The organism is Bacillus sp. 196mf (genome assembly GCF_003217275.1).
Lineage (GTDB): Bacteria > Bacillota > Bacilli > Bacillales > Bacillaceae_G > Bacillus_A > Bacillus_A thuringiensis_S.
Map to the genome: position 1 here is coordinate 17,483 of NZ_QJTG01000018.1, position 15,278 is coordinate 32,760.

Here is a 15,278-nt window from a genome sequence, read left to right on the forward strand (position 1 = left end):
TTTTTCATTATAATGATTGTTTTAAATTGATTTTTCCTTGTTCGCCTAAAACACCGTCAGCGATATTTACAGCGTGATCGCCAATGCGCTCTAAGTTACTTACCATATCGACGAAGATGATACTTGCATCACCTGAACAGCTGCGTTCGTTTAGACGTAATACGTGACGTTTACGAAGAACACGTTCCATTTGGTCGATTTTGCGTTCTTTTGCAATAACAGTTTGAGCTAGTTCAGTATCGAAGTTTGTTAAAGCTTCAACTGAGTCTTGCAGTGTTGAAATTGTTAATTCAAGCATTTCGTTTAACTCAGCTAATGCTTCGTTTGATAGTGAAACACGATTTGAAATTTGGAAATCTACAAGTTCTACAAGGTTTTCTACATGATCACCGACACGTTCAATATCTCCAACAACACCTGCTAAAACAGAATGTTTTTCAGAATCCGTAGGTGAAAGTGGCTTTTCTGATAGTAAAACTAAATACTCGGTAATTTTTTTATCTAAATTGTTAATAGCTCCTTCTAGTTGGGTGGCCATGTTTTCATGTTTTTTGTCTTGCGTATTTAAAAATTGATTTGCTTCTTTTAATCCGTGTAATGAAAATTCAGCCATACGCACAATCTCTTTTTGAGCTTCAGTTAAAGCGATGGCTGGAGATTGTTCAATAAAGATTGGATTTAAATGTTGCGGTTTGAAATTAATAGCAGAATCTTCGCCGCGGATAATTTTTGTTACAATCCATGCTAATACTGCAATGAATGGGAACTGAATGATTGTATTTGTTACGTTAAATGTTCCGTGTGCAAATGCAATAGTCATTTCTGGATTCAAGTTTAATGATGTTTGGAAATATTGAATTAAACTTGTAAATGGTACTAATAAAATTGTAAAGATAATTGTACCGATAATATTAAAGATAACGTGAACTAATGCTGCACGTCTTGCTGCAATTGAAGTACCGATTGCTGCTAATACTGCTGTAATTGTCGTACCGATGTTATCACCGAATAATACAGGAAGAGATGCTTGTAAATCGATTGCACCTTGACCGAATAGTTCTTGTAAAATACCGATTGTTGCGCTTGAACTTTGTACAATTAAAGTGAAGACTGTACCGACAACAATTCCTAAAATTGGATTATCACTCATGCTAATCATTAAATCTTGGAATGACTCTAAAGAACGAAGAGGTTTCATACCTGCGCTCATTAATTCTAAACCGAAGAATAGCATACCAAAACCGAATACAACTTGACCTACAGAATGTACTTTTTTATTTTTAAAGAAGAATAGTAAAATTGCTCCAACTGCCATAACTGGGAGAGCATATTCTCCGATTTTAATTCCGATAATAAATGCAGTAACTGTCGTACCGATGTTTGCACCCATAATAACACCGATTGCTTGTCTTAATGTCATAAATCCGGCACTTACAAGTCCGACTGTTAAAGCGGTTGTTCCTGAACTGGATTGGATTAATACAGTAACTAACATACCTGCTAGTACACCCATAAGTGGGTTTGTTGTAAAACGATCTAGAATATCGCGAAGACGATCTCCAGCTGCTTGTTGCAGTCCATCGCCCATGTATTTAATCCCGAATAAGAAAATACCTAATCCACCAATGAACTGGAAGATCATATCTTGAACATTATATTCCACGCATTCCACTCCTTAAATTTCATGTACGATGTAATTATTAACTGAACCTTGAGTCACTGTAAACGGTTTGCTAGTAAAATTTACACTAAATTTACAAAGGGAAGAAAAGTTTACAATCCATTAAAGAAACAGCTGTATTTTATTGGTTTTCACCTTATATAAATCTTAATTTTGTAAAGAAATCACACTTTTTAGAATAATGTTGTTCAGTTGAATATCAAGGAAAGCGTCTGCGAGTTCATCGTATATTTTTTGATGAAATTTAAAAAAATATGTAGGAAAATGCATGTAGTTTTATAACAGCAAAACGAGGGGAAATAATTTTTTAACACGATAAAAAAGCCACTGATTTATCCAGCAGCTTTTTCCGTGTTTTTATCGCTATGCTTTTGTTTTCTTATGCTTGTAATGTAAATGAAGAGAAAAGCAATAAGTAATAGAGAGGAGTAACGATATACAGTTGCATAGTTTGTAAAATGAGCAATAAATCCAAATATAATCGCTCCAGCGCCGATTCCAAGGTCAAATGCGGAGAAGAATGTAGCCGTTGCTACGCCGCGTCGATGCGGTGCTACGCGGTCAATCATCCATGCTTGTAGTGCAGGTTGGATCGCTCCAAAACCACTTCCGTAACATGCTGCAGCAATAATTAAGCTCGGAATTGTCGTCGTATACGACAATAAAATAATACCTGTAAACGTTATAATAACTCCCGGAATAATGACGAATGTATGGCCTTTTGCATCATATAGCTTTCCAGAGAATGGACGAGTTACAGCGATTGCTAGTGCGTTACATAAAAAGAAGAGGCTAATATCAGCTATGCCCACTTCTGTAGCAAATAGTGTGATAAAACTTCCGATTCCTCCGTACATTAATGTAATACATAATATTAATAATGAAGGAAGTAAAGCTTTACGCTCAATAAATCCATCGAGAAAAGTACTAGATGATTGTTGTGGAGGCTGTTTCGTTTTTTGGATTTGAAGTAGTTTCGTTAATATTAATGAAACAATTGTGCACGATAATGCACATAAAAAAAGAATTGTGAAGTTATATGTTTGCATAAGCCATAGTCCGATAAGTGGACCGAGGGCCATTGCGATTGTTCCAGAAAGACCAAAATATCCCATGCCTTCTCCGCGGCGAGCTGAGGGAATTAAATCAGAAACGACAGTTCCATATGTAGTCGTTGTAATACCGAAACCAGCTCCGTGTAAAATACGAACAGCAAGCAAGAGAAAGATAGTTGAGGCGAAAAGGTAACTGCCCATAGCAAGTAAACAAATAGCAGTACCGATCATTAAAATGATTTTTTTATTGAATTTTTGCAAGGCATTCCCAGTTAGCGGTCTAACAAAAAGTGCCGCAACGGTAAACATGCCGACAACCAATCCGATATTGGAACTTGTGCCACCAATTTCTTTCACATAAACAGGTAAGGTTGGAATTAACATTTGAAACCCTAAAAACATACATAAGTTTGCAAAAATTAAAGCAACAAACTCTTTTGTCCATAACGGTTCTCGTTTTACGAGTATTGCTTCTCCCATATATTCATCCCCTATATAAAATTTTCTCTTTTCTTTCGAGTATATGTATTGGCCAATGAAACAGTCAAGGAAGGTGTCTTGAAAACGGATAACAATTTTTAAGATGAAAAACTGACAAATTTGTGTAAAAGCTACACAACTATGAAAAAAAGATGTAAAGTATAGATGTATAGACTTGTAGGTGTTAAGAATGATAGAAATTGTTTTTTCTTTAAAGAAAGCGGATTCAAAAGGGTAGTGAACAAGAAGGGGATATATACTTTTTCACTACATATATTTGAAAAGGTTTACAATATGATGAAGAAAGAGGCGTGTACATATGAGACGATTAGGTATTTCTATTTATCCAGAACATTCAACAGTAGAGAAAGATAAGGAGTATTTAACATTAGCAAGTAAATATGGATTTACACGTGTGTTCACATGTTTATTATCTGTGGATGGAGAAAAAGAGAAAATTATAGAAGAATTTAAAGAAACGATCTCTCATGCGAATGCATTAGGGTTCCAAGTATTAGTTGATATTAGTCCATCTGTTTTTGAACAATTAGGTATTTCGTATAATGATTTATCATTCTTCCATGAATTAGGTGCGTACGGTATTCGTTTAGATGTTGGTTTCTCAGGATTAGAAGAATCAATTATGACTTATAATCCGTATGGTTTGAAAATTGAGATTAATATGAGTAATGGTACGAAGTATGTAGATAACATTATGAGTCATAGACCAAATCGTGAAAATTTAATTGGTTGTCATAATTTTTATCCGCATCGTTATTCAGGATTATCATACGATCATTTCATTAAATGCTCGAAACAATTTAAAGATTACGGTATGAGAACGGCTGCTTTTATTTCATCATTTGATGCAACATACGGACCTTGGCCAGTAACAGAAGGGTTATGTACATTAGAGCAGCATCGTGAATTACCGATGACAACACAGGCGAAGCATTTATTTGCGACGGAATTAATTGATGATGTTATTATTGCAAACGCATATGCGTCAGAAGAAGAATTACAAGCACTAGGTGCATTAAATAAAGAGAAACAAACATTTGATATAGAACTATATGATACAACGACAGAATTAGAAAGAATTATCGTATTAGACGAACCACATTTTTATCGCGGAGATGTATCTGAATATATGATTCGTTCTACACAAAGTCGTGTGAAATATAAAAAAGAAGAGTTTAAACCTCATAATACGCGTGAAATTAAGCGTGGAGATTTATTAATTGATAATGAACAATATGGCCAGTATAAAGGCGAATTACAAATTGCATTAAAAGATATGGTGAATACAGGAAAAACAAATGTAGTTGGTCGAATTATAGAAGAAGAAATTTTCTTATTAGATTATTTACAAGCATGGGATAAATTCGGGTTCACATTAAAGAAATAGAGAGAATATAAAGGGGAAAAACTACTGATTTCAGCAGCTTTTCCCCATTTATATATAAAGAGCGAGAGGAAGAGCTATGACAAAGGTGCATCAGCGATTAATTTCTATTTTAGAGGAGTTTTTAGAAGAGAAATCGATGTTAAATCGAGCTTTTTTAGCGGGCCGTTTACATGTATCGACGAAGACGATTCAAAAGGATATAAAATTATTAAATGATATATTGGAAGAAAACGGAGCGAAAATCGAATCGCAAAGAGGGACTGGGTACGAATTAGAAATTATACAAACGAAGAAATTTGAAGACTTTTGTGTGAGTCTATTTCAAAAACAGACGGAAAAGATCCCAACTTCTTATGAAGAAAGAATAGCGTATATTCTGCATCGTGTTTTAACGACAGAGGGATATGTGAAGCTTTCAGAATTAGCAGAAGAGATTTATGTGAGCAAATCAACGGTCAATTTAATTATGAAAGATGTTACAGATATATGTAGTCGCTATAAATTACAAATTGAGAAGAGACCGTATTATGGTATACGTATTGTTGGAGAGGAATTTAATATTCGTTCTTGTTTATCACAATATGGTTTACCGCGTTATGACCATACTCCGTTTCATGAGCAATTTGAGCAGACGGAGACGTATTTATCGCTACCTCATATATCACTCATTCGTTCAATTATATTAAAGTATATTGAAGGCGGAACAATATATTTATCTGATATAGAAATTGATAATTTGGTCATTCATATTGCAATCGCATTAAAGCGTTGTCAAAGTCAACATTATATGAAAGGACTGCATGCGGAGCAATCAGAACTTATAATAAAGAAAGAATATACAATTGCGAAGCAGATTTTAGGAGATTTAGAGAAAGAGTTAAAATTTTCATTTCCAGAAGAAGAAGTATTATATGTGACGATGCATTTATTAAGTACTGCTGTTACAACGAGAGATCGCTATGAAAATGTAGAAGAGCTATTAGGGAAAGATATATATGCATTTATGCAACATATTCTTTTTAAAGTAGCGGAAGAACGGAATCTTATTTTTTATTATGACGAAGAATTATTATTTGGATTTGGTATTCATTTAAAAACGTTATTAAATCGTTTGAAGTATAAGTTAAATACGAGAAATCCTCTTTTGGCAGAAGTGAAAAAGAATTATCCGTATGCTTTTGAAATTGCGGTTCTTGTTGGAGATATCATTGGTGAATATACGGGTGAATCGATCCCTGAAAGTGAAATTGGCTATATTGCAATTCACTTCGGCGGAGCGATGAGCCGTTTGCAGGAGCAAAATCAAAAGAAAAGATGCTTATTAGTTTGTGCGACTGGTCAAGGAAGTGCACAACTATTAAAATATAAAATTTTATCACAGTTCCGAGATAAATTAGAGATTGTAGGTATTACAGGCTATTATCAATTGAAAGTAGAAGATCTTTATAAAGAAAAAATAGATTGTATTATTAGTACGATTCATATACCGAGTGGCTTGCCTGTTCCAGTTATAAAAGTGAATTCAATATTTGATGATAAAGAGATTAAATCGATTGGTCAGCGGTTGTTTACGCATGTGAATACTAGTGTGCAGCCTTATATTAAGGAAGATTTAATCTTTTTAAATCATAGTGCTTCTACGAAAGAGGATGTTATTCAGTTTTTATGTGAGAAAGCTGCTGAGAAACATTATGTACAAGAAAACTTTTATGCTTCTGTTATGGAAAGAGAAAATACGTCTCCGACAGCGGTTGGGAATTCAGTTGCAATCCCGCATCCGATGCAGTTATTAAGTGAGGAAACTTTTTTGATGTTTTGCACACTTGAAAAGGCTGTTGATTGGGGAGATAAAAAAGTACAAGTAATTATTTTATTTAGTGTAAAGCGCAATAATAATGAAGATTTGCAAAGGCTTTATGATTTTTTATATGATATTATGTCTAGTCAAACTACGATAGAGAAACTTACTCAGACCGAGGTAATTGAAGATTTTCAAGAGATTTTATTATCATTTTGAAAAAGTATATAAAAACTTCCGTTACATAACGGAAGTTTTTTATGTTTAATTGTATGCGTTTTCATAATAAGATAAAAATATAGAAAACATATAGCTTGGGGGAATTTAAAATGGCTGATATGCAAACTCCATTTGCGTTAATTTTACATGGTGGCAATGCGAGAAGTGCAGCGCTTGAAGCAATCGCTTTTGCAAGACAAGGAGATTTTGAGAATGCGGGTGAAAAGATGAAACTTGCTAGTGAGGAAATTTCAGCAGCGCATCGTATTCAAACGGATTTAATTCAAGAAGAGGCAAGAGGAATTCATGCAGAAATCAGTTTACTGTTAGTGCACGCACAAGACCATTTAATGAATGCAATTACAGTGAAAGAACTAGCTGAAGAATTTATTACTCTTCATAAACGAGTAGAAGAGAAAGTGACAGTATAAGATGTATATTTTATTATGTTGTGCAGCAGGTATGTCAACGAGTATGGTCGTAAGAAAAATGCAAGAAGAGGCAAAGAAACAGGGGAAGAATTATAAAATTAAGGCGGTTGATTCAGAACTTGTGAAACTTGAAATAAAAGAAGCCGATGTCGTTTTAATCGGTCCACAAGTGAAATATTTATTTCCAGCTGTAGAGTTTCTTGCAAACTCATACAACATACCAGTTGCAATTATAGACCAACGAGATTATGGCATGTGTGATGGTTTGAAAGTGCTTAGGCAAGCAGAACAATTAGTTTTAGCATAATTATATCTTTTTAAATATGAACATTATAATGTTATAAAGTTTATTTCATTCTTTTATAGTAGAGAGAAAGAGGAGGGCTATTGATGAATGGGTTTATGAGTTTTATGGAACAAAAGATTATGCCAACAACGCAAAAAATTGCAGGACAACGACATTTATTGGCAATTCGAAATGGGGTTATTTCTACATTACCGTTAACGATCGTCGGGTCATTTTTCGTTATCTTTTTAAATTTACCAATTGATGCATATATGGAATGGATTGCACCGTTTCGCCATATTTTAGATATTCCATTCCGATTTACAGTAGGACTAATGGCCTTATACGCAGCGTTTGGAGTAGGGGCTTCGCTCGCGAACTTTTATCAGCTCAATCAATTAAGTGCAGGGCTACTATCTGTACTCGCCTTTTTACTAGCATCAGTTGAACCAATTCAAATTACGAAAGCTGTACCAGGTGTTATTGATGCAGGTCGATATATTTCAGTAGGAACATTAAGTGCAACGTCTTTATTCGGCGCAATTGTTACAGCATTAATTGCAGTAGAAATTTATCATTTTATGATTAAGCATAATATTTCAATAAAATTACCAGACAGTGTACCACCAGCAGTTTCAAATTCGTTTGCAGCATTAATTCCAACATTAGTAGTTATTCTTTTATTTTGGGGCATTCGCTACGGTTTGAAATTCGATGTAAATACAACAATTACATATTTAATCGCACCATTAAAATCAGTACTAGTAGGAAATAACTTATTCGGTGGTTTATTAACAGTATTCTTAATCGTGTTCTTCTGGTCATTTGGTATACATGGACCGGCGATTTTAGGACCAATCATTCGTCCGATGTGGGATTCAGCAATTCTTGAAAATATGGAAGTGTTCACGGCTACAGGAAATGCACATCAGTTACCAAACTTATTTACAGAGCAATTCATTCAATGGTTCGTATGGATTGGCGGATCAGGCTCAACGTTAGCTTTAGTAATTATGTTTATGTTCTCTAAATCTAAGTTCCTAAAAGAGTTAGGTAGATTATCATTCGTACCAGGTTTATTCAATATTAACGAGCCAATTATTTTCGGGGCTCCGATTGTAATGAACCCAATCTTAATTATTCCGTTCGTTATTACACCGCTAGTGACAACGACAGTATCATATTTCGCAGTTGTTTCAGGTATGATTCCACTCATGATGGCGAAACTGCCATTTACGATGTTAGCACCAATTGCAGCGATTATTAGCACGGACTGGACAATTATGGCTGGTGTACTTGTACTTGTTAACTTTGCGATCTCATTCGTTATTTACTATCCATTCTTCAAAATGTATGAGAAACAACAATTAGCAGGAGAGGAGAAAACAGAATGCTCGGAGCAATTATCATCTTAATTACATTCGTGGTCGGACAGTGTATTGCCCATTATTCGAAATGGGTACAAAGTAAATCTTTATTAGTGTTACTACTAGTATCAGTTTTATTTATCAGTTGTTCAATGGGTGCATATGTAATGTTAGGATTGCAATCACCTTACGTAATTATTGTACCGACAATTTTATGTGCAACGTGTTTATCTGCAAAATATAGATTTACGAGCATGGCATTAATACAACGCGTGAAGGAGATGCAAAAGCATGGAGCGTAAATTAGGAATTTCACTTTATCCAGAACATTCAACGAAAGAAAAAGATATGGCTTATATTTCCGCAGCGGCACGACACGGTTTTTCAAGAATATTTACTTGTTTGTTATCTGTGAATCGTCCGAAAGAAGAAATTGTAGCTGAATTTAAAGAAATTATTAATCATGCGAAAGATAACAATATGGAAGTTATTTTAGATGTAGCTCCGGCTGTGTTTGATCAGCTTGGTATTAGTTATAGCGATCTATCATTTTTCGCAGAGTTAGGCGCAGACGGTATTCGTTTAGATGTAGGTTTTGACGGATTAACGGAAGCGAAAATGACGAATAATCCGTACGGTTTAAAAATTGAGTTAAATGTAAGTAACGATATTGCGTACTTAGAGAATATTCTTTCGCATCAAGCGAATAAATCAGCTTTAATTGGTTGTCATAATTTTTATCCGCAAAAATTCACTGGTCTTCCGTACGATTATTTCATTCGTTGTAGTGAACGCTTTAAAAAGCATGGTATTCGCAGTGCAGCATTTATTACATCACATGCCGCAAACATTGGTCCATGGGATATTAACGACGGATTATGTACGTTAGAAGAGCATCGTAATTTACCAATTGAAGTACAAGCGAAGCATTTATGGGCAACAGAGCTAATCGATGATGTCATTATCGGAAATGCTTATGCGAGTGAGGAAGAGTTAGAGAAACTAGGAAACTTAAATCGCTACATGTTACAGCTAAAAGTGCACTTTGTAGACGAAGTGACTGAAGTAGAGAAGAGAGCTACGCTGCAAGAATTACACGTAAGACGCGGCGACATAACAGAGTATATGGTACGTTCTACAGAAGTACGTAAAAAGTACAAAGACTATGACTTCCCAGTGCGTGAAAGTGTGCTACAGGAAAGAGGGCAAGTTGTAATTGGAAATAATTCATTTGGTAAGTATAAAGGTGAACTGCAAATCATTTTAAAAGAAATGCCGATAGATGAACGGAAAAATATCGTCGGTACAATTGCGGAAGAGGAGCTATTCTTACTAAATTATGTAGGAGCTTGGACGCAGTTTACTTGTGTGGAATAGGGAAGATAGGGGGCGTTCCAAATTTTGGACCGCCTTTTTAATATTAAAGTACTTTTAACGTCAAAATTTGTCGGTAAATCGATATCTCTTGTCGAATCGTTGATATATTATAAGTTACGATAGATATATTCGAAAAATCGTTGATATATTGTAGGTTACGATAGATATATTTGAAAAATCGTTGATATAATTTCATTTACTATGTCATTTTTCAGTAGTTTAATAGAGTAAAAAAAGAGCCAGCCTCAACGATGAGACTGACTCTTTTTTACTAACTAGTTTAATACTTTAACTGTAACTGTTTTACGTCCCCAGCTACTTGATGTACCTTTATCTGGCATTAAAACGTCGATTTTATTACCTTTAATAGCTCCACCAGTATCACCAGCGATTGCTACTCCGTAACCTTCAACCCATACTTTTGAACCTAATGGAATTACACTTGGATCAACTGCAATAAGTTTCATGTTTGGATTAGCTGTTAAGTTATGACCTAAAGCTGATTTTACTTGGTCGCCTGCTTTATAACCATTTTCAAGTGGATCTGCTGTGTAAGCTGTTGCTACAACTTGGAATTCACGAGAAGAAGATTGTGTGTTTTTCTCAGTTTCTTTTGCAACAGGTTGTTGTGTAGCTGGTTTTTGAACTTTATTAGCCGCTTCACGATCAGCTGCCTCTTGAGCCTTAGCTGCTTTACGAGCCTCAGCTGCTGCCTGAGCTTTAGCTTCTGCTTGAGCCTTAGCTGCTTCTTGAGCTTTAGCCGCTGCTTGAGCTTCAGCTGCTGCCTGAGCTTTAGCTGCTTCACGAGCTTTAGCCGCTTCTTGAGCTTTAGTTTCTGCTTGAGCTTCAGCGTCTGCCTGAGCTTTAGCTTCTGCTTGAGCCTTAGCTGCTTCACGAGCTTTAGCTGCTTCCTGAGCTTTAACTTCTGCTTGAGCTTCAGCCGCTTCACGAGCTTTAGTTGCTTCTTGAGCTTTAGCTTTTGCTTGAGTTTCAGCTACTTCCTGAGCTTTAACTGCTTCACGAACTTTAGCTGTATCTTGAACATTAGTCGTTTTTTCAACTTTAACTACTGGTTGAACTTTAACTGGTGCTTTACCTGTTAAGTAAGGAACATGAACATAAGCTGTTTTTCCGTTATATTCAAATTGAATCCAATCATTCTGTACTTGGTGTGTTGTTTCAATTACATCATCTTTTTTCAACTTACCAAGAATTTCTGAGTCTGTGTTTGCTCCAGCACGTACGTTTAATACGTTTGCTGTGACGTAGTAAGTGTCTTTTGTATAGTCAGCGCTTATGAAAGCTTCTTTACCGCTATTCAATTGAACTTTTGACCAACCATTTTCTGTATGTAAAACATTTACTTTATATCCATCTAATAATTTTCCTACAACTTTTGATTCAGTAGTTGGGTTTTCTCGTACGTTTAGTACGTCAGTCGTTACGATCGTTTCTGCTTTAGCAGATGTTGTGAAAATCCCAAGACCAAAAACCGCTGCTGTTGCTATACCCATAAATTTTTTCATAATAGCCTCCATTGCATTTGTTTTCGTTGACCTCATTATAGCAACCATTATTTTCTTATTTGCGAAAAACATATAATTACAAAGCTTTCGTAACGGGGCATTAATATTCTGTAACAATTCCATAAATATCCTGATAGCGCTTCCTTGTTGTTTTTTGGCGTATTAGGGCATGTAAAACACAAAATGAGTAGTATTTCAATTACTATAACATTAATAATGTTACAGTAATGTTTCTTGAGGGTATCTATAGTGTTACGAAAACAGCTTATTTTACTGTTTAAATGAAAAAATAGTTATGGGATAATAACCTTTTTAGATGTGAAAAGATATAAATGAGGTGAAATTTAATGAAATATCGATATAATTGTTACAAAATCAGTCGAAGCATGGAAAAAATTACGCCTTGATTTTCGTCTGTTACATAGTATTTTTGCAATAATAGGATTAGATAATAGCCTTAGTACCTATAAATAATGAAGAGTATTAGAATGATAGTTGTAACGTGAAACATATATAATAGAAGAAACTCGATTTAATAGGTAAATAAAAAACGTAGGAGTGTAAACTCCTACGTTTTTGTTTATTCATATCGTAAACATTCAATTGGATCAAGTTTTGCAGCTTTGTTAGCTGGTAATAGTCCGAATGCAATACCGATTAGCATTGAAATACCTACTGCAAGAAGTCCAAGTTCTTTTGAGACAACGAGTGGCCATCCAGCAAAGATTGAGACGATCCAAGCGAAGAAAATACCGAGCATGAATCCGATGAAACCACCAAGTCCTGTTAAAATACAAGATTCGATTAAGAATTGTGTTAATACTTTACCACGTGTTGCACCAAGTGCTTTACGAATACCAATCTCGCGTGTACGTTCTGTTACAGATACAAGCATAATGTTCATTACACCGATACCACCAACAAGTAAGGAGATAGCAGCAATACCACCGAATACCATTTTCATCATACCGATTGATTCGTCTAGTTGTTTCGTAAATTCACCTAAGTCTTGTGCTTCGAATTTGTGCTCAAATTTAGGAGCTTTCATTTCGTTTAAAACAGAAACAGCTTGTTTTTCTACACTTTTACGTTCTGTCGGAGAGGTCATTGTTAATCTTACAGAGTCATACTCATTTACTCCTGAAATGACAGGCGCATTTTCAAGTGATGTATAACCTTCAGGCATAGGCATTCCAAAGTCGTTTTTCGTTTCGTATACACCAACTATTTTATACGGCTTTCCTTTTATATCTGTGTATTGATTGGATTCCCAACCACTACTAAATAATTTGTTGAAAGCTTCTTCATTTAATATAACAGCAGGGATTGCTTGGTTTAGTTCACTGTCATTTAATTCACGACCGTGAACTAATTTTATTTTCGAATCTGTCATAAAGGCGCCTGTTCCACCTTTTAAATCAAGATTTACATCTTTTGAACCAGCAGCTGCTTTTACTTTCATACTTACGTCTGGATACACATCTTTAACGCCTGGTACAGTTTGCAGACGGTTTAGCATATCAGGTGTGATTTTGGCACTATCTGTTCCGTAATCAGGATTGTTGTAGTAAATCGTTACTTCATTATCTTTTCCTTGGCCTAATTCTTTTTTAAACTTTGCGTTTGTACCATCACCCATCGAGATGATAGTAATAATGGCACTAATACCGATAATAATACCTAACATTGTTAAGATAGAACGCATCTTATGAGCAAAGATAGAAGAAAGGGCCATGCGTATATTTTCACTCGTATTCAAAATTAACCTCTCCAATCTTGGACGATATTTCCGTCACGAATTACAATTTGACGTGCTGCAGCTTCCCCGATTTCACGGTCATGGGTAATCATAATGATTGTTGAGCCTTGTTTGTTTAATTCGTAAAAGAGGTCCATAATTTGTGTACTTGTTTTCGTATCAAGTGCTCCCGTCGGTTCATCGGCTAAAATGAATTTTGGGTTATTTACGATTGCACGTGCAACAGCGACACGCTGCTTTTGTCCACCTGACAATTCGTTCGGTAAGTGAGTAGCGCGATCAGCTAAGCCTACTTTTGTTAAAGCAGCTAACGAGCGCTCACGTCTTTCTTTTTTATCGACTCCAGCGTAAATAAGAGGTAGCTCTACATTTTGAAGTGCTGTAAGTCTAGGTAATAACATGAAGTTTTGGAATACGAATCCGATTTCTTTATTACGTACGTGTGCAAGTTCTGTTTCAGACATGTTTGAAATGTTTTGACCAGCTAGTTCGTACGTACCTGTCGTCGGTTTATCTAAGCAACCGATAATGTTCATTAATGTTGATTTACCAGAACCAGAAGGTCCCATAATCGAAGTGAATTCTCCTTGGTTCAGTGTTACATCAATTCCGTGTAATATTTGAACGGACTCTGCACCATTTTGGAAGGATTTCGTGATGCCTTTTAAGTTAATCACTGGGCGACAACCTCCATACCATCTTTTAAGTCTTTTTCAGGCTTAGAGATAATTTCCTCTCCTTTTTTCACTCCAGAAACTTTTGCTTCGCTATCAGTCTCGAATTCAACAGTAACTGCTTGTTCTTTCGCTTTACCGTCTTTTACAACGAAGACAACATTTTTGTCACCTTTTTTCACGATACTGCTTTTCGGAACAATTGTACCAGTTGCTTCGCCAGATTTACTTGTTACGTAAACGTGGAAGCCGTTTTGTAGTTCGTCACTATTATCTAATGTGACAGTGAATTGGTAATTAGAAACAGTTTTATTTTCATCCATGCTCTTTAAAGGTGTAGAACCGATTTCTGTTACTTTTCCTGTCCAAGTCTTACCAGCGACAGTTTTTGATGAAACAGTTACTTCTTGCCCAACTTTCATACTAGCAAGCTCATATTCAGAAAGTTGACCTTTTACTTTAAATTGACCAGCGTGACGAAGAGTAATTCCGCTCATACCTGTTTTTTCGTCAGCAGTTTTTACGATATCATCAATTACGCCATCAGCAGGACTTGTTACAGAAAGATTGTTTACTTTCTCTTTTGCTGCTTTAATCATTTCATCAGCTTTTTCAACTTCAAACTTTTTCATTTCAATTTGTGATTCTAATTGCCCAACTTCGGCTTCTGATGCTTTTAATGCTTCAGCAGGAAGGCCTGCATTTTTATCTTTTTGTAATTTTTGTTTCGCTGCATCAATTTGTTTTTGGAGCAACGTTACTTCTTTTTGTGCGATTTTCTTTTGCATTTCTGCTTCTGTTACACCTTGTTTCGCAGTCGGATCATTGTATTTAAATAGAAGCTGACCCTTTTTCACTTCATCGCCTTTTTTCACAGCTAATTCATATGTTCCTTTTGTTGGATCGAATGAAATAGTTTCAATTCCGTTTGGAATAACTTCGCCACCAAATTTTTGCGCGTTTTGGATTTGTTTTTCAGTTACTTTATATCCGCTATATGCCATCGCTACATCTGAACCGCCCCCAGCAAATGCAAAGTATGATCCAGCTGCAATTCCGATTGCTACTACACTAGTAATTAACACTTTATTTTTCTTCTTCATCTATTTATCACCTTTTCGTTCGTTTTAGTATCTACATTAAGTATAGAAGAGGTGAAGAATCTGACAAATCGTTTTAGCTTACAATAACCTTACAGTTTTGTAAGGTATGAATAT

General features: G+C 35.4%; 13 protein-coding genes. 7 read left to right on the plus strand and 6 right to left on the minus strand.

Features of this window, described 5'->3' with window-relative positions:
• Positions 1-7: 7 nt before the first annotated feature.
• Together ATL10_RS21380 and ATL10_RS21385 are read right to left on the minus strand one after the other, a co-directional pair.
• Positions 8-1,663: a Na/Pi cotransporter family protein gene (locus ATL10_RS21380; protein ID WP_090978464.1), complete on the minus strand. Its 1,656-nt coding sequence runs from the start codon at positions 1,661-1,663 to the stop codon at positions 8-10.
• Positions 1,664-2,013: 350 nt separating this feature from the next.
• On the minus strand, positions 2,014-3,216 hold the full coding sequence (locus ATL10_RS21385; RefSeq protein ID WP_000503255.1) for an MFS transporter: 1,203 nt from the start codon (positions 3,214-3,216) through the stop codon (positions 2,014-2,016).
• Positions 3,217-3,535: 319 nt separating this feature from the next.
• On the opposite strand from ATL10_RS21385, the gene ATL10_RS21395 reads away from it, so the two are divergent.
• From ATL10_RS21395 to ATL10_RS21425, 7 genes are all read left to right on the plus strand, one after another.
• Positions 3,536-4,624 (plus strand): DUF871 domain-containing protein, encoded by a 1,089-nt coding sequence (locus tag ATL10_RS21395; protein WP_001253350.1) that lies wholly within the window; start codon positions 3,536-3,538, stop codon positions 4,622-4,624.
• Between the two features lie 76 nt (positions 4,625-4,700).
• The gene (locus ATL10_RS21400) at positions 4,701-6,641 is read left to right on the plus strand and encodes a BglG family transcription antiterminator (protein ID WP_090978466.1); all 1,941 of its coding nucleotides are present in this window, start codon (positions 4,701-4,703) and stop codon (positions 6,639-6,641) included.
• A gap of 110 nt (positions 6,642-6,751) precedes the next feature.
• Positions 6,752-7,072, plus strand: a complete 321-nt coding sequence (locus ATL10_RS21405; RefSeq protein ID WP_090978468.1) for a PTS lactose/cellobiose transporter subunit IIA — start codon at positions 6,752-6,754, stop codon at positions 7,070-7,072.
• A 1-nt stretch (position 7,073) separates the two neighbouring features.
• The gene (locus tag ATL10_RS21410) at positions 7,074-7,379 is read left to right on the plus strand and encodes a PTS sugar transporter subunit IIB (RefSeq protein WP_000275645.1); all 306 of its coding nucleotides are present in this window, start codon (positions 7,074-7,076) and stop codon (positions 7,377-7,379) included.
• Between the two features lie 83 nt (positions 7,380-7,462).
• Positions 7,463-8,773 (plus strand): PTS sugar transporter subunit IIC, encoded by a 1,311-nt coding sequence (locus tag ATL10_RS21415; protein ID WP_001013057.1) that lies wholly within the window; start codon positions 7,463-7,465, stop codon positions 8,771-8,773.
• A complete protein-coding gene (locus tag ATL10_RS21420) occupies positions 8,749-9,027 on the plus strand; it encodes a hypothetical protein (RefSeq protein ID WP_090978470.1) in 279 nt (92 codons plus the stop codon). Before ATL10_RS21415 ends, ATL10_RS21420 begins: the two co-directional genes overlap by 25 nt.
• A complete protein-coding gene (locus ATL10_RS21425) occupies positions 9,017-10,102 on the plus strand; it encodes a DUF871 domain-containing protein (protein WP_090978472.1) in 1,086 nt (361 codons plus the stop codon). The genes ATL10_RS21420 and ATL10_RS21425 overlap by 11 nt, the downstream gene beginning before the upstream one ends.
• 275 nt (positions 10,103-10,377) lie before the next feature.
• Here ATL10_RS21425 and entC read toward each other — a convergent pair whose 3' ends face one another.
• The 4 genes from entC to ATL10_RS21445 form a co-directional block, all read right to left on the minus strand.
• Positions 10,378-11,751: a cell wall-binding protein EntC gene (gene entC, locus ATL10_RS21430; protein ID WP_110497498.1), complete on the minus strand. Its 1,374-nt coding sequence runs from the start codon at positions 11,749-11,751 to the stop codon at positions 10,378-10,380.
• A 457-nt stretch (positions 11,752-12,208) separates the two neighbouring features.
• Positions 12,209-13,363, minus strand: coding sequence for an ABC transporter permease (locus ATL10_RS21435; protein WP_422670280.1), 1,155 nt, complete (start codon positions 13,361-13,363; stop codon positions 12,209-12,211).
• Between the two features lie 26 nt (positions 13,364-13,389).
• Positions 13,390-14,064, minus strand: a complete 675-nt coding sequence (locus ATL10_RS21440; protein WP_000609100.1) for an ABC transporter ATP-binding protein — start codon at positions 14,062-14,064, stop codon at positions 13,390-13,392.
• Positions 14,061-15,164 carry an efflux RND transporter periplasmic adaptor subunit gene (locus tag ATL10_RS21445; protein WP_098251172.1) on the minus strand — a complete coding sequence of 368 codons (1,104 nt, stop codon included), beginning with the start codon at positions 15,162-15,164 and terminating at the stop codon, positions 14,061-14,063. The genes ATL10_RS21440 and ATL10_RS21445 overlap by 4 nt, the downstream gene beginning before the upstream one ends.
• Positions 15,165-15,278: the final 114 nt, after the last annotated feature.